We start from the raw sequence: 18,554 nt of genomic DNA on the forward strand, positions 1-18,554 counted from the left end.
GCCATGTTGAAGGAGGAAATGCCTGGTGCGTACCGCTAAGTCTACTACCACCTCCGCAGTCAAGCACGATCGCGTGAGCTTCTCCAAGATCGCCCCCGCGATGGAGCTCCCCAACCTGATTACCATCCAGAAGGAGTCTTTCGAGCACTTCATGACCGATGGTCTGGCCGAGGCCTTCGCCGAGGCTTCGCCCATCGAGAACAGTGCCGGAACCATGGAGATCACCTTTGGTGACCACCAGTTCGGTGACCCCGCCCACTCAATCGCCGAGTGCCGCGCCAAGGACATCTCCTATCAGGCGCCGCTGCTGGTCGACGTCCGCTTCGTGAACAAGGAGACGGGCGAGATCAAGGAGCAGCTCGTCTTCATGGGCGACTTCCCGCTCATGACCGACCGCGGCACGTTCATCATCAACGGCACCGAGCGCGTCGTCGTCTCGCAGCTCGTCCGCTCGCCGGGCGTGTACTTCGCTGCCGAGATGGACAACGGCGTCCAGTGCCACCGCGTGCAGTTCATCCCCGCCCGCGGCGCCTGGCTCGAGTTCGAGGTCGACAAGCGCGGCCAGCTCGTCGTCTCCATCGACCGCAAGCGTCGTCAGAGCGCCACGATGTTCCTGCGCGCCCTCGGCATCGCCGAGAGCGATGACGAGATTCTGACGCTGCTCGGCGACTCCGAGATTGTCCGCTCCACGCTCGAGCGCGACGTCGCCCAGACGCGCGAGGACGCCCTCATTGAGATCTACAAGCGCCAGCGCCCCGGCGAGCCGCCCACGGTCGACTCCGCCCGCAGCCTGCTCGACGGCCTGTACTTCAACCCGCAGCGCTATGACCTCGCCAAGGTCGGCCGCTACAAGATCAACAAGAAGCTCGGCATCGACGTCGACTCCGCCGAGTCCGTCCTCACCGCCGAGGACATCGTCACGGCCCTGCGCTACCTGCTCGCCCTCCACGCCGGCGACAGCACCAAGAAGGTCGACGACATCGACCACTTTGGCAACCGTCGCGTGCGCACGGTCGGCGAGCTCGTCGCCAACCAGTTCCGCATCGGCATGAGCCGCATGGAGCGCGTCGTGCGCGAGCGCATGGCCGCCCAGGACGTCGACGACATCACGCCGCAGAGCCTCATCAACATCCGCCCGATCGTGGCGGCCATCAAGGAGTTCTTCGGCTCCTCGCAGCTGTCCCAGTTCATGGACCAGTCCAACCCGCTGGCCGGCCTCACGCACAAGCGTCGCCTGTCCGCGCTCGGCCCGGGCGGCCTCGCCGGCCACAAGTCTGGTTCCAGCCGCCGCACGAACGTCCCCACGGCCGTCCGTGACGTCCACAACTCGCACTACGCCCGTATGTGCCCCATCGAGACGCCCGAGGGCCCCAACATCGGCCTGATTGGCTCCCTGGCCCTCTACGCCCACGTCAACAGCTTCGGCTTCATCGAGGCCCCGTACCGCAAGGTCGTTGACGGCAAGGCCACCGACCAGATCGACTGGATGACGGCCGACGAGGAAGAGGACCACGTGATCGCCCCGGCGAACACGCCCATCGACCCCAAGGATGGCTCGTTCATCGAGATCGACTCCAACGGCGAGATCACGCATCCCAAGCGCATCGTCGCCCGCACGCGCGACTTCGACGGCTCCTTCGGCGCCCCTGCCGAGTGCCTCGTCTCCGAGGTCGACTACATGGACGTCTCGCCGCGTCAGCTGCTCTCCGTGGCCGCCACGCTCATTCCGTTCCTCGAGCACGACGACGCTAAGCGTACGCTCATGGGTGCAAACATGCAGCGTCAGGCCGTGCCCCTGATTCACGCCCACGCCCCGCTCGTTGGCACCGGCATGGAGGCGCGTGCCGCCCTCGACTCCGGCGAGATCATCTACTCGCACCACGACGGCGTGGTCGTCGAGGCCGATGCTGCCCACGTCACGGTCGACGGTGCCAAGGGCCCCGAGCGTTACGACCTGCCCAAGTACCAGCGCTCCAACCAGAGCACCTGCATCAACCACCGCCCGATCGTCCACGTGGGCGACAAGGTCGTCGCCGGCCAGCCCCTGGCCGACGGCCCCTCGATCGACAACTCCGAGCTCGCCCTCGGCGCCAACCTCACCGTGGCCTACATGCCGTGGGAGGGCTACAACTACGAGGACGGCATCATCGTCTCCGAGCGCGTCGTGCAGCAGGACCTGCTCACCTCGGTGAACATCTCCCGTCACGAGATCGATGCCCGCGACACCAAGCTCGGCCCCGAGGAGATCACCCGCGAGATCCCCAACCTGGGCGAGGACATGCTTGCCAACCTCGACGAGGAGGGCATCATCCGCATCGGCGCCGAGGTCGGCCCCGGCGACATCCTGGTTGGCAAGGTCACGCCCAAGGGCGAGACGGCCCTTACCAGCGAGGAGCGCCTCCTGCGCGCCATCTTCGGCGCCAAGGCCCACGACGTCCGCGACACGTCGCTCAAGATGCCCCACGGCTCCTACGGCCGCGTCGTCGACGTGGTGCGCTTCAGCCGCGAGGCCGGCGACGACCTCCCGCCCGGAGTCAACGACCTCGTCCGCGTCTTCGTTGCCCAGCGCCGCAAGATTCAGCAGGGCGACAAGATCGCCGGCCGTCACGGCAACAAGGGTGTCGTGTGCCGCGTCCTGCCCGTCGAGGACATGCCCTACATGGCCGACGGCACGCCCGTCGACGTCCTGCTCGACCCGCTGGGCGTTCCGTCCCGTATGAACGTTGGCCAGCTGCTCGAGTGCCACCTCGGCTGGGCCGCCGCCAACGGCTGGGACATGGACGACGCCGACTCCAAGAAGTACGTCCCCGGCCCCATCCCCGTGGCCACGCCCGTCTTTGACGGCGCCACGGCCGACGAGGTCGCCGAGGCCATCCGCCGCACCAACATCAACCTCGTCAACCGCGCCCGCGAGCGCTTCGGCGAGCACATGGACGAGCAGTTCGTGCCGCAGCTCAACAGCTTTGGCAAGACTACGCTCTACGACGGCCGCACCGGCGAGCCCTTCCGTGACAAGATCACGGTGGGCACGAGCTACATCCTGAAGCTCGGCCACATGGTCGACGACAAGATTCACGCCCGTTCGACCGGCCCCTACAGCCTCGTTACCCAGCAGCCGCTGGGCGGCAAGGCCCAGTTCGGCGGCCAGCGCTTCGGTGAGATGGAGGTTTGGGCCCTGTACGCGTACGGCGCCGCCAACGTGCTGCAGGAGATCCTCACCGTCAAGTCCGACGACACGATCGGCCGCGTGAAGACCTACGAGTCCATCGTCAAGGGCGAGAACGTGCCCGACTCCGGCATCCCCGAGTCGTTCAAGGTTCTCGTCAAGGAGATTCGCTCGCTCGCCCTCGACATCGAGCCGATCTCCTACAAGAAGCGCTCCGCGAAGGCCGCCGAGCAGACCGAGGAGGTCGCGGCCAACCCCGTCGACGTCTTCGCCGACGCCTCCGCCGACCTCATCGGCGCCCCGATCGACTCCGAGCCCGCCTCCGGCGAGGAGCCCGAGCTCGTTGCCGAGACCACGAACGAGAAGGAGTAGCGAACCGTGGCAGATTTCGATACCACTGACTTCGACGCCATCAAGATCTCCCTCGCCTCTGCCGACGACATCCGCAGCTGGTCGCACGGCGAGGTCAAGAAGCCCGAGACGATCAACTACCGCACGCTCAAGCCCGAGAAGGACGGCCTGTTCTGCGAGAAGATCTTTGGCCCGGTCAAGGATTGGGAGTGCGCCTGCGGCAAGTACAAGGGCATCCGCTTCAAGAACATCGTCTGCGAGCGCTGCGGCGTTGAGGTCACGAGCGCCAAGGTGCGCCGCGAGCGCATGGGCCACATCGAGCTCGCCGCTCCCGTGAGCCACATCTGGTACTTCAAGAGCCCTTCGAGCTTCCCGCTGTCCCGCATGCTTGACATGAAGTCCAAGGACCTCGAGAAGGTCCTGTACTTCGCCAGCTACGTCATCACGAGCGTCGACACCGAGGCCCGCGAGGCCGACGCTGCCGACCTCAAGGAGGAGCTGGCCGCCGACCTCGAGCAGCTCGACGCCGAGCGCGATGAGCAGATCGAGCGCATGCGCGCCGACCAGGCTGCCGGCGTCGTCGACGAGTTCGACGGCTCCGAGGTCATGAGCGACGACGAGCTCGCCGCTGCCATCGTTGACCTGCGCGAGGAGTACGAGGAGGAGAAGCAGCTCCGCACCGAGGCGTACGAGAAGTTCATGACGCTCGAGGAGCGTGAGCTCATCTCCGACGAGAGCCTCTTCCGCGAGATGAAGCGCTACTACTCCATCTACTTCAAGGGCGGCATGGGCGCCGAGGCCGTCCGCGAGCTGCTGCGCGCCATCGACCTGGAGAAGACGGCCGCCGAGCTGCGCGCCATCATCGCCGACGACAAGGGCCAGAAACAGCGTCGCGAGAAGGCCGTCAAGCGTCTCGAGATCGTCGACGCCTTCCTCGAGGGCCACAACGACCCGGCCAACATGATCCTCGACGTGATTCCCGTGATCCCGCCCGACCTGCGCCCCATGGTGCAGCTCGACGGTGGCCGCTTCGCCGCCTCCGACCTCAACGACCTCTACCGTCGCGTGGTCAACCGCAACAACCGACTCAAGCGCCTCCTCGACCTTGACGCTCCGGCGATCATCGTCAACAACGAGAAGCGCATGCTGCAGGAGTCCGTCGACGCCCTGTTCGACAACGGCCGTCGTGGTCGTCCCGTCACCGGTCGTGGCGGTCGCCCGCTCAAGTCCCTGGCCGAGGCCCTCAAGGGCAAGCAGGGCCGCTTCCGTCAGAACCTGCTCGGCAAGCGCGTCGACTACTCCGGCCGTTCCGTCATCGTCACCGACCCGCACCTCAAGCTCCACCAGTGCGGCCTGCCCAAGGCAATGGCCCTCGAGCTGTTCAAGCCGTTCGTGATGCGCCGCCTCGTCGAGCTCGGCAAGGTCGAGAACATCAAGGGCGCCAAGCGCGCCATCGACCGCAGCCAGCCCGCCGTGTGGGACGTCCTCGATGAAGTCATTGACGGTCGTCTCGTGCTGCTCAACCGCGCACCTACGCTGCACCGTCTGTCGATCCAGGCCTTCGAGCCGGTCCTCGTCGAGGGCAAGGCCATCCACCTGCACCCGCTGGTGTGCGCCCCCTTCAACGCAGACTTCGACGGCGACCAGATGTCGGTCCACGTGCCGCTGTCCACGAAGGCCCAGACCGAGGCCCGTGTGCTCATGCTCTCGTCCAACAACCTGCGCTCGCCCGCCTCGGGCAAGGTGCTCACCGTGCCGTCCCAGGACATGGTCTTCGGCGTCTACTTCCTGACGACCGAGAAGGGCGACATGCCCGGCGAGGGCCACGTCTTCGCGAGCTTCGATGACGCCATGAGCGCCTACGACTCCCGCATCGACGTCGACATCCAGGCCAAGGTCATGGTCCGCGTGAGCGCCGACGAGGCCAACGTCGAGCAGGACGGCCGCAAGATCTTCCGCGTCCGCACCGCCTGGGGCAAGGAGGAGGACTACGACGTCACCGACAAGCCCGTGCGCTTCGAGACGACGATCGGCCGCATCATCTTCAACCGCCAGTGCCTGCCCGCCGACTACCCCTTCATCAACTACAAGATGGTGAAGAGCGACATGGGCAAGCTCGTCAACGACTGCTGCGACCGCTACCCGCTTGCGCAGGTCGAGCCGATCCTGGATGCCATCAAGTACGCCGGCTTCCACTTCGCCACCCGCGCCGGCCTGACCGTGTCCGTCTGGGACGCCGTCATCCCCGAGTGCAAGCCGAAGATGATCGAGCAGGCCCAGGCCAACGTCAACGAGATTAACGAGTACTACGAGGACGGCTTCCTGTCCGAGCAGGAGCGCCACGTCGAGGTCGTCAACGCCTGGACCGAGTGCACCGAGGCGCTGGGCAAGGCGATGCTCGAGGGCTTCGACGACGACAACCCCATCTACATGATGGCCGACTCCGGCGCCCGTGGCTCCAAGACGCAGCTCCGTCAGCTCGCCGGCATGCGAGGCCTCATGGCCGACATGTCCGGTGACACGATTGACCTGCCCATTAAGGCCAACTTCCGTGAGGGCCTGCTGCCGCTCGAATACTTCATCTCGACGTACGGCGCCCGTAAGGGCCTGGTCGACACCGCGTCCCACACCTCCGACTCCGGCTACCTGACCCGTCGTCTCGTCGACGTGGCCCAGGACGTCATCGTCCGCGAGGAGGACTGTGGCACCACCGAGGGCGTCACCTACAACCTCATCAAGCCGGGCACGACCGAGCTCAACGCCGACCTCGTGGGCCGCTGCGCGCTCAACGACGTGCTCGATCCCGAGACGGGCGAGGTCCTCATCGCCAAGGACGGCTACATCGAGTCCGTCGCCGACATGCAGCGCCTCGTCGACCACGGCCTGAAGAAGGTCGAGCTCCGCGCGCTTCTCACCTGCCGCTCCAAGAACGGCGTCTGCCAGAAGTGCTACGGCTGGGACCTCTCCACGCGTCGTCCGGTCAACGTCGGCACCGCGGTGGGCATCATCGCCGCCCAGTCCATCGGCGAGCCGGGCACCCAGCTCACGATGCGCACGATTCACTCCGGCGGCGTCGCTGGCGCTGACGACATCACGCAGGGCCTGCCCACGGTTGGCCGCATGTTCGACGTCGTCGGCAACGTCAACGAGAAGATTCTGGGCCGCGAGGCAGACCTTGCCCCGCTGTCCGGCAAGCTCTCGATTCAGCCCGAGCAGACCGAGTACCTCGTGCGCATCCTCGACCCCGAGGACAACTCGCGCATTCTCGACGAGAAGCGCATCCCCGCGAGCGCCCGCTTCATGCCGGGCATCGAGGACGGCTGCGACGTTCGCGCCGGCGACCAGATCACGAAGGGCTTCGTCAACTTCCGCAACCTGCGCCGCCTCACCGACATCGAGTCGACGATGCACACGTTCGTCGAGAGCGTCAAGGACGTCTACACGTCCCAGGGCGTCGAGCTGAACGACAAGCACATCGAGGTCATCGCGCGCCAGATGCTGCGCCGCGTCCAGATCACCAACCCCGGTGACTCCAAGTACCTCATGGGCCAGTACATCGACCGCTACGAGTTCGCCGACACCGTCAACGAGATCACCCTCGCCGGTGGCGTTGCCCCCGAGGCCGAGCCGGCCATCCTGGGCACGCTCAAGGTCGCCAGCTCCATCGACTCCTGGCTGTCGAGCGCGTCGTTCATCCGCACGGCGGGCGTCCTCACCGAGGCTGCCATCTCCGGCGAGGTCGACAACCTCATGGACCTGAAGTCCAACGTCATCGTGGGCAAGAAGATCCCCGCCGGCACCGGCCTGTCCGCCTACGGCGACGTCGAGCTCACCTACCACGGCCAGAAGATCTCCGGCCCGACCGATCCGGCCGACAAGGTCCTGCCCGAGTGGGCCCCCGACACCCTCAAGGAAGTCGAGGAGAAGCTCCCGCAGCAGCTCGACTGGGTGGGCGATGACTTCGGCTACGGCAGCGTGTACTCCAAGAACGGCCGCACGCTCTCGTCCGAGGACGCCAAGCTCTACCTGTTCGACGACCTTGGTGTGTCGCAGCGCTGGACCAACAAGTTCGGCGAGGTTGGCATCGAGACCGTGGGCGACCTCATCGGCAAGACCGAGGATGACCTGCTGCACATCGACGGCATCGGCGCCAAGGCCATCGAGGAGCTTCGCGAGGGTCTCGAGGCCCGTGGCCTGCTCTACATCCTCGAGCCCGACGACAACGCCGTCGCCGACGAGGAGGACCTGTCGCAGCTGCTGAACATGGTCTTCTCGCCCGACGCCGACTCCGACGTGATGCTTGGCTCCTCTGCGACGCCCTCGCACCACTACGCCGACGACGAGCTCATCGGCGCCTCGTCGAAGGACGAGCCCAAGGGCGACGTCATCAACGAGGGCCTCGAGTCGCTCGACGCCCTGCTCTCGCAGGTCGTTCGTCACGATGGCTCCATGGATTCCGACGATTAGGGCCCGGTTGTAACCGTTCGCAAAATAGTTTGATATAGAGGTCGCAGCTCTACGCTGCGGCCTCTGTTTTCATATAAGATTGAACTATTGATACGGCAGCTGCGTAGCTTTGAAGGGGGGGGCTATGCCTGTAATGAAGGGTGATTCGAGGAATTCGTATCCGTTCGAGACCAAGAGGGATGCGGTCAAGGCACACCTCGAGGGTGGCATGACTTCATCCGAGGCCATGAGGACGTACGACATCAAGAGCAAGAGCGCGTTCTTCCGCTGGTGCGCCACATACCGCAATGAGGGTGAGGACTCCCTCAAACCACGCAAGAGGGGCCGTCCGCCCAAGAATCAGTAGACGCCTCGCTCGAGAATCTCAAAGAAGACAAAAGGGAGACACCCCGGCGGTGCCTCCTTTTTTATGGGCGGTCTGATCTCGCGCATCGAGGGCTTGTCCTTCGGAAGCGGCAAAAGGCGCCAGGTGGATGCGTGCGCCCGTCCTCGCAGCGCGTAAGTAATCGCGTTGCTGACGTCGTCTGCCTAAAATCGAGTTCTCCAAGTCGGAAATAGGCACTTTGGGCCAGTAACACGGCCGTCCATAGCGATGGGGGAGAGGTGCCCAGCGATTCTCATATGCCCGGAATGTGTAGATGGATACGCCCGGCACCGTGGCTTTTTGACAGATACTTTTACCACGAGTAATCTACCAACTTGCGCCAATTCGGGGTGACGTATGTCGCGCCGCCCTCAAATAGGCAAACGCACAGGTCTAGTTAGGTATGAAGGAGAGAGACTTTGCCTACTATTAACCAGCTGGTTCGTCAGGGCCGCACCACGATCAAGAGCAAGTCGAAGAACGCCGCCCTTAAGCACAACCCCCAGAAGCGTGGCGTCTGCACCCGCGTCTTCACCACGACCCCCAAGAAGCCGAACTCGGCTCTTCGTAAGGTCGCTCGTGTGCGTCTCGTGAACGGCATCGAGGTTACCGCCTACATCCCGGGTGAGGGCCACAACCTCCAGGAGCACTCCATCGTCCTGGTCCGCGGCGGCCGTGTCCGTGACCTCCCTGGTGTGCGTTACAAGATCATCCGTGGCGCCTATGACTGCGCTGCCGTCCAGGACCGCAAGCAGGCCCGCTCGCGCTACGGCGCCAAGCGCGGCTAGGTCGCACCCCGTTCGTAATTCCCGCCCCTAGCAGGGCAAGTTTTGAAGGAGTTCCACTATGCCGCGTCGTGCATCTGCTAATCACCGCCGTGAGGTCACGCCGGACGCCGTTTACAACAACCGTCTCGTGACCCAGCTCATCAACAAGGTCCTCCTCGACGGCAAGAAGTCCGTCGCCGAGCGCATCGTCTACGGTGCATTCGACCTCGTCAAGGAGAAGACCGAGTCCGATCCCCTGGCCGTTTTCAAGAAGGCCATGGACAACGTCCGCCCGACCCTCGAGTGCAAGCCCAAGCGCGTTGGTGGCGCCACCTACCAGGTCCCGATGGAGGTCAACTCCCGTCGTGCCACCACGCTGGCCATCCGCTGGATCGTCACCTTCTCCCGCTCCCGCAAGGAGAAGACCATGGCCGAGCGTCTCGCCAACGAGATCATCGACGCCTCCAACGGCATCGGCGCCTCTGTCAAGAAGCGTGAGGACATGTACAAGATGGCCGAGGCCAACCGCGCCTTCTCGCACTACCGCTGGTAAGCGCTAAGGTTAGGGGAAAACACTCATGGCAAAGAGCAAGTACACGCTCAAGGACATGCGCAACATCGGCATCATGGCCCACATTGATGCCGGTAAGACCACGACCACCGAGCGAATCCTTTACTACACCGGCAAGACCCACAAGATCGGTGAGGTCCACGATGGCGCCGCCACCATGGACTGGATGGTTCAGGAGCAGGAGCGTGGCGTGACCATTCAGTCCGCCGCCACCACCTGCTTCTGGAAGAACTCCGTCATCCAGATCATCGACACCCCGGGCCACGTTGACTTCACGGCCGAGGTCGAGCGCTCCCTGCGCGTCCTCGACGGTGCCGTCGCCGTCTTCGACGCCGTCGCCGGCGTCCAGCCGCAGTCCGAGACCGTGTGGCGTCAGGCCCACAACTACAACGTCCCGCGCATCGCCTTCATCAACAAGTACGACCGCATCGGCGCCGACTTCTTCCACGCCATCGACACGATGAAGGAGCGCCTGCACGCCAACGCCATAGCCGCCCAGATCCCGATGGGTGCCGAGGACCAGTTCTGGGGCCTCGTCGACCTGGTCACCATGACCGCCTGGGACTTCAAGGAAGACGACAAGGGCATGATCTACCCCGAGGCCATGGACGAGATTCCGGCCGAGTTCGCCGACCTCGCCCAGACCAAGCGTGAGGAGCTCCTCGACGCCGCCGCCAACTATGACGACGACCTCATGGAGAAGATTCTCATGGAGGAGGAGATTCCGGTCGAGCAGCTCAAGGCCGCCCTGCGCAAGGGCGTCATCGCCAACGAGCTCAACCTCGTCTTCGTGGGCTCCGCTTACAAGAACAAGGGCATCCAGGAGCTCCTCGACGCCGTCGTCGACTACCTCCCCAGCCCGCTCGACGTCCCCGCGGTCGAGGGCACCAACCCCAAGTCCAAGGAGACCGAGACCCGCGAGGCCGACAACAAGGCCCCGTTCAGCGCCCTGGCCTTCAAGATCCAGACCGATCCGTTCGTCGGTAAGCTGACCTACTTCCGCGTCTACTCCGGCACCGCCGAGGCTGGCTCCTACGTGTACAACGCCACGAAGGGCACTCGCGAGCGTCTGGGCCGCATCCTCGAGATGAACGCCCACGACCGTACGGACCGTGAGTCCTGCTCCACCGGCGACATCGTCGCCGCCGTGGGCCTGAAGAGCACCACCACGGGCGACACCCTGTGCGACGAGGCTCACCAGATCATCCTCGAGTCCATCGAGTTCGCCGACCCGGTCATCGACGTCGCCGTCGAGCCCAAGACCAAGGCCGAGCAGGACAAGATGAGCGTTGGCCTGGCCAAGCTCGCCGAGGAGGACCCGACCTTCCAGGTCCACACCGACCAGGAGACCGGCCAGACGATCATCGCCGGCATGGGCGAGCTGCACCTCGAGATCATCGTCGACCGCCTGAAGCGCGAGTTCAACGTTGACTGCAACGTGGGCAAGCCGCAGGTCGCCTACCGCGAGACCGCTGGTCACGCGGTCGAGAAGGCCGAGGGCAAGTTCGTCCGCCAGTCCGGCGGCCGTGGTCAGTACGGTCACGCGGTCATCAACATCGAGCCGCAGGAGTCCGGCAAGGGCTACGAGTTCGTCAACGCCATCGTGGGCGGCGTCGTCCCCAAGGAGTACATCCCCTCGATCGACAAGGGCATCCAGGAGGCGCTCGAGAGCGGCGTCATCGCCGGCTACCCGGTCGTCGACATCAAGGTGACCCTGATCGATGGTTCGTACCACGAGGTCGACTCCTCCGAGGCCGCGTTCAAGATTGCCGGCTCCATGGCCATCAAGGACGCCCTCAAGAAGTCTGACCCCGTCCTGCTCGAGCCGATCGAGGACGTCGAGGTCGAGACCCCGCAGCAGTACCTCGGCGACGTCATGGGCAACCTGAACTCCCGCCGTGGCGCCATCCAGGGCATGGAGGACCGCAACGGCACCACGTCCATCAAGGCCAAGGTGCCCCTGGGCGAGATGTTCGGCTACGCCACCGACCTGCGCTCCCAGACGCAGGGTCGCGCGAGCTACACCATGCAGTTCGCCGAGTACGAGCCTGTCCCCAAGTCCGTTGCCGAGCAGATTGTCAGCAAGGCTGGCGGCAACGCCTAAGCTACGGCCCTTTAGATAATGCGACCAGGGGCGTGCACGACACGCACGCCCCTGCCGATGGAGGTACCAAGTGTCTACTCAGAAGATCAGGATTCGTCTCAAGGGCTTTGACCACGAGGTCGTTGACCAGTCTGCCAAGCTCATCGTCGATACCGCCCAGAAGACGGGCGCCAAGGTGTCTGGCCCCATCCCTCTGCCCACCGAGCGCAACCTCTACACGGTCATCCGCTCGCCGCACAAGGACAAGGACTCCCGCGAGCAGTTCGAGATGCGCACCCACAAGCGTCTCATCGACATCCTTGAGCCCACGTCCAGCACCGTCGACTCGCTGATGCGTCTCGACCTGCCGGCCGGCGTTGACATCGAGATCAAGCTCTAAGGTCTCTTTAGCTCACAGGCAAGCCCCCGAAGCCAAGCTACTTCGGGGGCTTTCTTTGTCTGGTGACATGTTGTGCGGTTGCTTCGCGTGGCTTGCGATCTTGTGGATGTGGCTCCCGGGCCTCGTTCGTGTAGCCGCAGGTGGAGAGCGCGGCGTGCGTGCTCGAAGACGGACAAGGAACCCGATAAGGGCTTGCGTGCCATCCATCGAGGCGATTCCTCGCCAACCCCTACTGCTCGTACCCGCGGATTTTGACGCCCAGGTAGCCCATCAGGTCGATCGCCTGCGTCTCGTCGATGATGGCGCCGCGAATCTCGCGCAGGTTTGCGGAAAGGCCAATGCCCGCTATGCGGCACTCCGAAAGGTCGACGCCGCCCAGGGGCGCCCCGTGGAAGGCCGCCCGCGTGAGGTCCACGTCAGCGAGCTCGAGCTTGAGAAGCCTGGCGCGGGCAAAGGACGCCTCCGAGAGGTTCGTGGACCTTACGCGCAGGCCTATGACGCTGCACTCGGAGAGATTCGCGAAGCTCATCTGCGAGTCCGCGACCGAGACGCCGGTGAGGCGGCCCTTCTCGAACGAGATGCCAGGAGCGGAGCAGGAGGCGAAGTCGACGCGGTTGAGCCAGGAGCGGCTCATCTCGCAGGCGATGAAGCGGCAACTCTTGAATTCGACGTCGGCAAAGGTGGAGTCCGAGAAATCGACGTGGTCAAAGGTGCAGCCCTCGAAGCGCGCGTTCTCGTATGCGCAGCTCTGGGCATCGAAGGTGCCGCTGTACGAATCGAGGGGCTCGACGTAGAGGTCCTTGATGAGCGTTCCCTTGATGCTTGCGTTACCGTCTGCCCAGAGCTGCCTCACCTCCTCCTCGCCAACGTTTGGGCCTATGCCTGGCGTCACGCGGGCAAACCCCTGCCTCTTCATGCGGGCTCCTCTCTGTCGTGGGCATCAAGGATAGCGCTCGAGAGCGCGGGGGCCTGCCCGCCCATTGGCCATAAGCCTCTTAGGCGCGCGGTGTGGCCATGAGCACGCGAACCTCGCTGGCATCCTCGGGGCACTCGATGCGGAAGTCGCCCGCATCGGCTGGGACAAAGACCGTCTCGGCGTAGTGCACCTCGAGCGGCTCCCAGGCTCTCGTGGGGCTCACGATGCGTGCCTGCTGGCCCTCCACGAGGTTGAAGACGCACAGTTCGCCTGCGGTCGTGCCCTCGTAGGACGTGCGAACGTCGATGGCACGGGTTTCGACGGGCTCGAGCTCGTGCAGGCCCGTGTGCGTGACGGTGCAGGCCTCGTCCTCGCTGACGGGCTCAAAGGCGTTCACGAGGTTCTCGCGTACCCATGAGGTGGTGCAATCCCAGTTCATGACGCGCCTGCCATCCTCGATGTGGATGGGGCGCGGCAGCCCGTCCATGCCCAGGCGCCCCCAGTCCCACAGCTTGAACGTGAAGATGAGGGGTGAGGCGCTCACCTCAAGGACCATCGTGCCGGCGCTTGAGCAGTGGGGCGTTCCCGCCGGGATGAGGAAGTGGTCGTGCTTCTTAGCCGGCCAGCGGTTGACGTAGCGCTCGGTGTCGAAGGGTGCCCCACCCGCCTGTGCCTCGCGCAGGTCGGCGACCATCGCGGTGGGATCGATGCCCTCCTTGAGTCCCAGGTAGACGGCACCGTCATCCTCGGTGTCGAGGATGTAGTACGACTCGTTTTGCGTGTAGGTCATGCCAAAGTGCTCGTGTATGTACTCGGTGGTGGGGTGTACCTGCAGCGACAGGTTCTGGCCGCCCATCGTGTCGAGGAAGTCAAAGCGGATGGGGCACTCGGCTCCCCAGCGGGCGTAGGTGCGCCTACCCAGGAACTCGCGCGGCATGAGCTTGGTGAGGTTCATCGCCGGCGTCTCGAGGCGCACGTCGCCAAAGCGCAGGTAGAGGCTGTTCTCCTCGGGAACGCCGTCGAAGCCCCAGGCAAAGTTGGGCGGCTCGGGCGAGAGGTGGCAGACCTCGCGCATCCACTGGCCGCCCCAGACGCCCGGTTCGAAGGAGGGCACGAGGCGGAAGGGTGCGCGAGCGGTCTGTGCCAGGCCCGCGAGCAGGCCCTCGACCTCGACCATGGCAGGATTGTCCCTGTCGTTCGTGTCGAGGTAGAGGTCGCAGTCGGGCATGACGTCGAACTTGTGGCGGTCTGCCACGCGCCACTCGACGAAGAAACCGCACTTCACCTTGCGCAGCTGGTCCTCGTCCGGGTTGTCGAGCAGGTAGTTGGGAGCGCCCTCGCGGTAGCGCTGCTGCGCCTCCCAGCGGGCGAGGTCGGCGTAGATGGCAAGGTCGGTGTCCGCCACGAGCGTGGCGCCCACGCCATAGACGAGCACGAGCCCCTCGGCTTTCTCCACCTGGCGGCGAGCATCCTCAACCTTCTGGGCGTCGAGGAACTCGCTCAGCTGCATGAAGCACATGCGTCCGCGCACGCGGTCATCGGTGAGGAAGGGCGAGAGAATGCCGTTCAGGCGCTCCTGGGGCAGCAGCAGGCCGCGCATGTCCACCACAAGCTCGGGCGCCAGGCGCTGGCTCACAAGGCCGAGCAGGGCGTCGTCGACGCCGGGGTAGCAGTCGATGGCGATGACGTGCGCCTTTGCGTGAGCGGCGCGGGCGCAGATCGCCCCCAGGACGCTCTCCCAGCCGCCCCAGGACGCATGCTCGCCCGTCACCTCGATTTCGGGGGCCTTGTCGTAGTGACTCTCGAAGTTCAGATAGGGCATGTCTCTCCAATCATTAAAAATGTAAGAACAACATAGCAATATGTTCGCACATAAAAAGAAGGGCCGCAGGGGAGCTACCACCACCGATGACCTCGCGCGAAGAGAGGTAGAGAGATTGTGAAGGGCCTCTGAGCTGTGTATACTAGACAGGCTGCGTTTTTAGGGGCATGCTGTGTCGTCTCCAAACCACGGAGTCGGGCGTATCCCTCGAACGGGCTCGAGAAGCCCAGTGCTTCCGCCGGCAACGCGAGGGGCACGTGGCTCACAGCCAACGCCCTGATAGCGCAGCAGTCTGTAGGACGTGGTCCTCTGGGGCCGTGCGCAAGGGGCGTGCGGGTGACCCAAGACCACCGAAGGTAAGGAACGTGTATGGTCAGCACCATCCTCGGCCGCAAGATCGGGATGACCCAGGTGTTTGACGAGGACGACAACGTCGTCCCCGTTACGGTCATCCAGGCCGGCCCCTGCGTCGTCTCGCAGGTCAAGACCGTTGCCACCGACGGCTACGACGCCGTTCAGATTGGCTTCGGCAGCATCAAGAAGAACCGTGTGAACAAGCCGATGGCGGGTCACTTCGCCAAGGCCGGCGTCGAGCCCATGCGCTACCTGCGCGAGGTCCGCGTCGCCAACGGCGAGGATCACAAGGTGGGCGACGTCGTCACCGTTGCCGACTTCGCTGAGGTCAAGAACGTCGACGTCACCGGCACCTCCAAGGGCAAGGGCTTCCAGGGCACCATCAAGCGCTGGAACTTCGCCTGCGGTCCCATGACGCACGGCTCGCGCAACCAGCGCAAGCCCGGTTCCATCGGCCAGTGCGCCTACCCCTCCCGCGTGCGCAAGGGCCTGCACATGGCCGGCCACATGGGCGACGAGCGCGTCACGGTCAAGAACCTCAAGCTCGTCCGCGTTGACGCTGAGCAGAACCTCATGCTCGTCAAGGGTGCCGTCCCCGGTGGCAAGAACGGCCTCGTCTCGATCCGCATGGCCTAAGGGCCCAGAGCAACCAAACCTTTAGGCTACCAAGGAGAACATGATGTCCAAGATCGAAATCAAGAACGCGGAGGGCAAGGCGGTTGACACCGTCGAGTTCGACTCCAGCGTGTTCGGCATCGAGCCGAACATCCCCGTCATCCACCAGGTCGTGACCGTTCAGCTCGGCAACCTGCGTCAGGGCACCCACGACACCAAGGGCCGCTCTGAGGTCTCCGGTGGCGGCGCCAAGCCTTGGCGCCAGAAGGGCACCGGCCGTGCCCGCCAGGGCTCCATCCGCGCCACCCAGTGGGTCGGCGGCGGCGTGCCCTTTGGCCCCACCCCCCGCACCCACAACCGTCGCCTGAACAACAAGGAGATCAAGCTCGCCATGCGCGGCGTCCTCTCCGGCAAGCTTCGCGACAACGAGCTCGTCGTCGTCGACAACTACGGCTTCGACAAGCCCAGCGCCAAGCAGGCCGTCGCCCTGCTCAAGGCTCTCGAGCTCGAGGGCAAGCGCGTCACCGTCGTCGTCTCCGATGATGACATCTACACCTACCTGTCCTTCCGCAACGTCGAGACCGTCCGCGTCATCGGCGTTGGCGAGGCCACCACGCACTTCCTCATCGACAACGCTGCTCTCGTCATGTCCAGCGAGGTCGCCAAGACCCTCGAGGAGGTGCTCGCTTAAATGAACTCCGTCTACAACGTCATCATTCGCCCGATCGTCTCCGAGCGTTCGTTCGATCTCATGAGCCAGAACAAGTACACCTTCGAGGTGGCCAAGAACGCCCCCAAGGAGGAGATCGCCGCCGCCGTCGAGAAGCTCTTCGGCGTCCACGTGCTCAAGGTCAACACCATTTCGGTGAAGCCCAAGAAGAAGCGCGTCCGCTATGTCGCTGGCATGACCCGCTCCTGGAAGAAGGCCATCGTTACCCTCGCCGAGGGCGATACCATCGAGGTCTTCGGTCAGCAGGCTGCCGAGTAGCGAGGCACACCCGCCCCTGGCCCTGAGCCTGGGGCGTGTCCGCGCCGCGTGGAAGGATACGCGCGGCACCGTGGTAATCCGGCGTCATCTCGCCGAGGCCACGAGCTGGAATAGCCAGCAGGCCCGCAAGGGCCAGGGCCTCATCCCTTGAGCGGGATGGCTAACGGAAATATTTGAAAGGGAAAGCAACATGGGAGTTAAGCACCTCAAGCCCACCAGCGCAGGCAGGCGCTTCCAGACGGTCTCGGACTTCGCCGAGATCACGACGGACAAGCCTGAGAAGTCGCTGCTTGCGCCGCTGCCCAAGAAGGCCGGCCGCAACAACAACGGCCGCGTGACGACCCGCCACCAGGGCGGCGGTCACAAGCGTCGTTACCGCATCATCGACTTCAAGCGTCGCAAGGATGGCGTGCCCGCCAAGGTCGCCACGATCGAGTACGACCCGAACCGCTCCGCCCGCATCGCGCTGCTCCACTACGTCGACGGCGCCAAGGCCTACATCCTGTGCCCCAAGGGCCTCCAGGTTGGCGACATGGTCATGAGCGGCCCCGAGGCCGACATCAAGCCCGGCAACTGCCTGCCGCTGTCCGAGATCCCCGTTGGTACGCTCGTCCACGCCGTGGAGTTCCAGCCCGGCCGTGGCGCCGCCATCGCCCGCTCCGCCGGCAACTCCTGCCAGCTGATGGGCAAGGAGGGTGGCTACGCCATCCTTCGCATGCCGTCCTCCGAGATGCGCCGCGTGCTCATCACCTGCCGCGCCACCATCGGCGAGGTTGGCAACGCCGAGCACGCCAACATCAAGATCGGCAAGGCCGGTCGTAACCGCTGGGCCGGCGTCCGTCCGACCGTCCGTGGTACGGTCATGAACCCGGTCGACCACCCGCACGGCGGCGGCGAGGGCAAGAACCACACCTCTGGTCGTCCCTCCGTGTCCCCGTGGGGCAAGCCTGCCAAGGGCAAGAAGACGCGTGACCCGAAGAAGTCCACGAACCGTCTGATCATCCGTCGTCGCAAGACGAAGTAACGCGAGAAGTAGGAGAAAGCACCTATGAGCAGAAGTCTCAAGAAGGGCCCGTTCGTGGAGACTCGCCTCCTTTCGCGTGTCGCTGCGATGAACGAGGCTGGTAAGAAGGAGGTCATCAAGACCTGGTCGCGCTCCTCGACCATCTTCCCCGAGATGGTTGGTCACACGATCGCCGTCCACGATGGCCGCAAGCACGTCCCCGTGTACATCACCGAGTCCATGGTTGGTCACAAGCTGGGCGAGTTCGCCCCGAGCCGCACCTTCCGTGGCCACAAGCAGGCTTAAGGAGGTACTGACTAATGGCTAAGAACACCAACCCGAACTGGGTCTCCGCGACCGCCAAGTACGTCCGCGTCGCTCCGCGCAAGGCTCGCCTTGTCGTTGACCAGGTCCGTAACCAGCCCGTCGCACGTGCCTTCGAGCTGCTCCAGTTCTGCGAGCGCGCCGTCGCCGTGGACGTCGAGAAGGTCCTGAAGTCCGCCGTGGCCAACGCCTACCAGAACAAGGGCATGCGTCCCGAGTCCCTCGAGGTCGTCGCCGCCTACGTCGACGAGGGCCCGACGCTCAAGCGCATCCGCCCGCGCGCCAAGGGCTCCGCGAGCCGCATCAACAAGCGCACGAGCCACATCACCATCACCGTCGCTCCCCGAAAGGAGGCGTAAAGCC

General features: G+C 64.6%; 15 protein-coding genes. 13 read left to right on the forward strand and 2 right to left on the reverse strand.

The features are described 5' to 3' along the window. The first annotated feature begins 25 nt into the window (after window positions 1-25). From Q3866_RS01150 to rpsJ, 7 genes are all read left to right on the forward strand, one after another. Complete coding sequence (locus Q3866_RS01150; RefSeq protein WP_301828964.1) at window positions 26-3,538, forward strand: DNA-directed RNA polymerase subunit beta; 3,513 nt, start codon at window positions 26-28, stop codon at window positions 3,536-3,538. A 6-nt stretch (window positions 3,539-3,544) separates the two neighbouring features. After that, window positions 3,545-7,984: a DNA-directed RNA polymerase subunit beta' gene (locus Q3866_RS01155; RefSeq protein ID WP_301828965.1), complete on the forward strand. Its 4,440-nt coding sequence runs from the start codon at window positions 3,545-3,547 to the stop codon at window positions 7,982-7,984. Between the two features lie 124 nt (window positions 7,985-8,108). Next, a complete protein-coding gene (locus Q3866_RS01160; protein ID WP_293673094.1) occupies window positions 8,109-8,330 on the forward strand; it encodes a helix-turn-helix domain-containing protein in 222 nt (73 codons plus the stop codon). A 437-nt stretch (window positions 8,331-8,767) separates the two neighbouring features. After that, window positions 8,768-9,136: a 30S ribosomal protein S12 gene (rpsL, locus tag Q3866_RS01165; protein ID WP_293673095.1), complete on the forward strand. Its 369-nt coding sequence runs from the start codon at window positions 8,768-8,770 to the stop codon at window positions 9,134-9,136. 58 nt (window positions 9,137-9,194) lie between these two features. Beyond that, window positions 9,195-9,668 carry a 30S ribosomal protein S7 gene (rpsG, locus tag Q3866_RS01170; protein WP_293673096.1) on the forward strand — a complete coding sequence of 158 codons (474 nt, stop codon included), beginning with the start codon at window positions 9,195-9,197 and terminating at the stop codon, window positions 9,666-9,668. A gap of 25 nt (window positions 9,669-9,693) precedes the next feature. Then, window positions 9,694-11,790, forward strand: a complete 2,097-nt coding sequence (gene fusA / locus Q3866_RS01175) for an elongation factor G (protein ID WP_301828969.1) — start codon at window positions 9,694-9,696, stop codon at window positions 11,788-11,790. A gap of 70 nt (window positions 11,791-11,860) precedes the next feature. Further along, window positions 11,861-12,169 (forward strand): 30S ribosomal protein S10, encoded by a 309-nt coding sequence (gene rpsJ, locus Q3866_RS01180; RefSeq protein ID WP_293673098.1) that lies wholly within the window; start codon window positions 11,861-11,863, stop codon window positions 12,167-12,169. A 229-nt stretch (window positions 12,170-12,398) separates the two neighbouring features. On the opposite strand, the gene Q3866_RS01185 is transcribed toward rpsJ, so the two are convergent. Together Q3866_RS01185 and Q3866_RS01190 are read right to left on the reverse strand one after the other, a co-directional pair. Next, window positions 12,399-13,085 (reverse strand): pentapeptide repeat-containing protein, encoded by a 687-nt coding sequence (locus tag Q3866_RS01185; protein ID WP_301828971.1) that lies wholly within the window; start codon window positions 13,083-13,085, stop codon window positions 12,399-12,401. A 79-nt stretch (window positions 13,086-13,164) separates the two neighbouring features. Then, a complete protein-coding gene (locus tag Q3866_RS01190; protein ID WP_301828972.1) occupies window positions 13,165-14,907 on the reverse strand; it encodes a class I mannose-6-phosphate isomerase in 1,743 nt (580 codons plus the stop codon). A gap of 369 nt (window positions 14,908-15,276) precedes the next feature. Here Q3866_RS01190 and rplC point away from each other — a divergent pair, with 369 nt between their 5' ends. From rplC to rplV, 6 genes are all read left to right on the forward strand, one after another. Then, complete coding sequence (gene rplC / locus Q3866_RS01195) at window positions 15,277-15,897, forward strand: 50S ribosomal protein L3 (protein WP_293673101.1); 621 nt, start codon at window positions 15,277-15,279, stop codon at window positions 15,895-15,897. A gap of 43 nt (window positions 15,898-15,940) precedes the next feature. Then, window positions 15,941-16,567: a 50S ribosomal protein L4 gene (gene rplD, locus Q3866_RS01200; protein ID WP_301828974.1), complete on the forward strand. Its 627-nt coding sequence runs from the start codon at window positions 15,941-15,943 to the stop codon at window positions 16,565-16,567. Further along, a complete protein-coding gene (gene rplW / locus Q3866_RS01205; RefSeq protein WP_293673103.1) occupies window positions 16,568-16,864 on the forward strand; it encodes a 50S ribosomal protein L23 in 297 nt (98 codons plus the stop codon). Between the two features lie 190 nt (window positions 16,865-17,054). Then, window positions 17,055-17,888 (forward strand): 50S ribosomal protein L2, encoded by an 834-nt coding sequence (gene rplB / locus Q3866_RS01210; protein WP_293673104.1) that lies wholly within the window; start codon window positions 17,055-17,057, stop codon window positions 17,886-17,888. Between the two features lie 24 nt (window positions 17,889-17,912). Further along, on the forward strand, window positions 17,913-18,173 hold the full coding sequence (rpsS, locus tag Q3866_RS01215; RefSeq protein WP_126420828.1) for a 30S ribosomal protein S19: 261 nt from the start codon (window positions 17,913-17,915) through the stop codon (window positions 18,171-18,173). A 14-nt stretch (window positions 18,174-18,187) separates the two neighbouring features. Then, window positions 18,188-18,550 (forward strand): 50S ribosomal protein L22, encoded by a 363-nt coding sequence (gene rplV / locus Q3866_RS01220; RefSeq protein WP_293825283.1) that lies wholly within the window; start codon window positions 18,188-18,190, stop codon window positions 18,548-18,550. The last annotated feature ends 4 nt before the right edge of the window (window positions 18,551-18,554 follow it).

The sequence above is a fragment of the uncultured Parolsenella sp. genome (genome assembly GCF_958346945.1).
In the GTDB taxonomy this organism is placed as follows: Bacteria; Actinomycetota; Coriobacteriia; order Coriobacteriales; family Atopobiaceae; genus Parolsenella.

Bases quoted from the DNA above. Each gene is read 5' to 3' on its own strand.
- Q3866_RS01185 (WP_301828971.1), bottom strand. From the start codon at position 13,085: ATGAAGAGGCAGGGGTTTGCCCGCGTGACGCCAGGCATAGGCCCAAAC.
- rplC (WP_293673101.1), top strand. From the start codon at position 15,277: ATGGTCAGCACCATCCTCGGCCGCAAGATCGGGATGACCCAGGTGTTT.
- rpsG (WP_293673096.1), top strand. From the start codon at position 9,195: ATGCCGCGTCGTGCATCTGCTAATCACCGCCGTGAGGTCACGCCGGAC.
- rplV (WP_293825283.1), top strand. From the start codon at position 18,188: ATGGCTAAGAACACCAACCCGAACTGGGTCTCCGCGACCGCCAAGTAC.
- fusA (WP_301828969.1), top strand. From the start codon at position 9,694: ATGGCAAAGAGCAAGTACACGCTCAAGGACATGCGCAACATCGGCATC.
- rplD (WP_301828974.1), top strand. From the start codon at position 15,941: ATGTCCAAGATCGAAATCAAGAACGCGGAGGGCAAGGCGGTTGACACC.
- Q3866_RS01190 (WP_301828972.1), bottom strand. From the start codon at position 14,907: ATGCCCTATCTGAACTTCGAGAGTCACTACGACAAGGCCCCCGAAATC.
- Q3866_RS01160 (WP_293673094.1), top strand. From the start codon at position 8,109: ATGCCTGTAATGAAGGGTGATTCGAGGAATTCGTATCCGTTCGAGACC.
- rplW (WP_293673103.1), top strand. From the start codon at position 16,568: ATGAACTCCGTCTACAACGTCATCATTCGCCCGATCGTCTCCGAGCGT.
- rplB (WP_293673104.1), top strand. From the start codon at position 17,055: ATGGGAGTTAAGCACCTCAAGCCCACCAGCGCAGGCAGGCGCTTCCAG.
- rpsS (WP_126420828.1), top strand. From the start codon at position 17,913: ATGAGCAGAAGTCTCAAGAAGGGCCCGTTCGTGGAGACTCGCCTCCTT.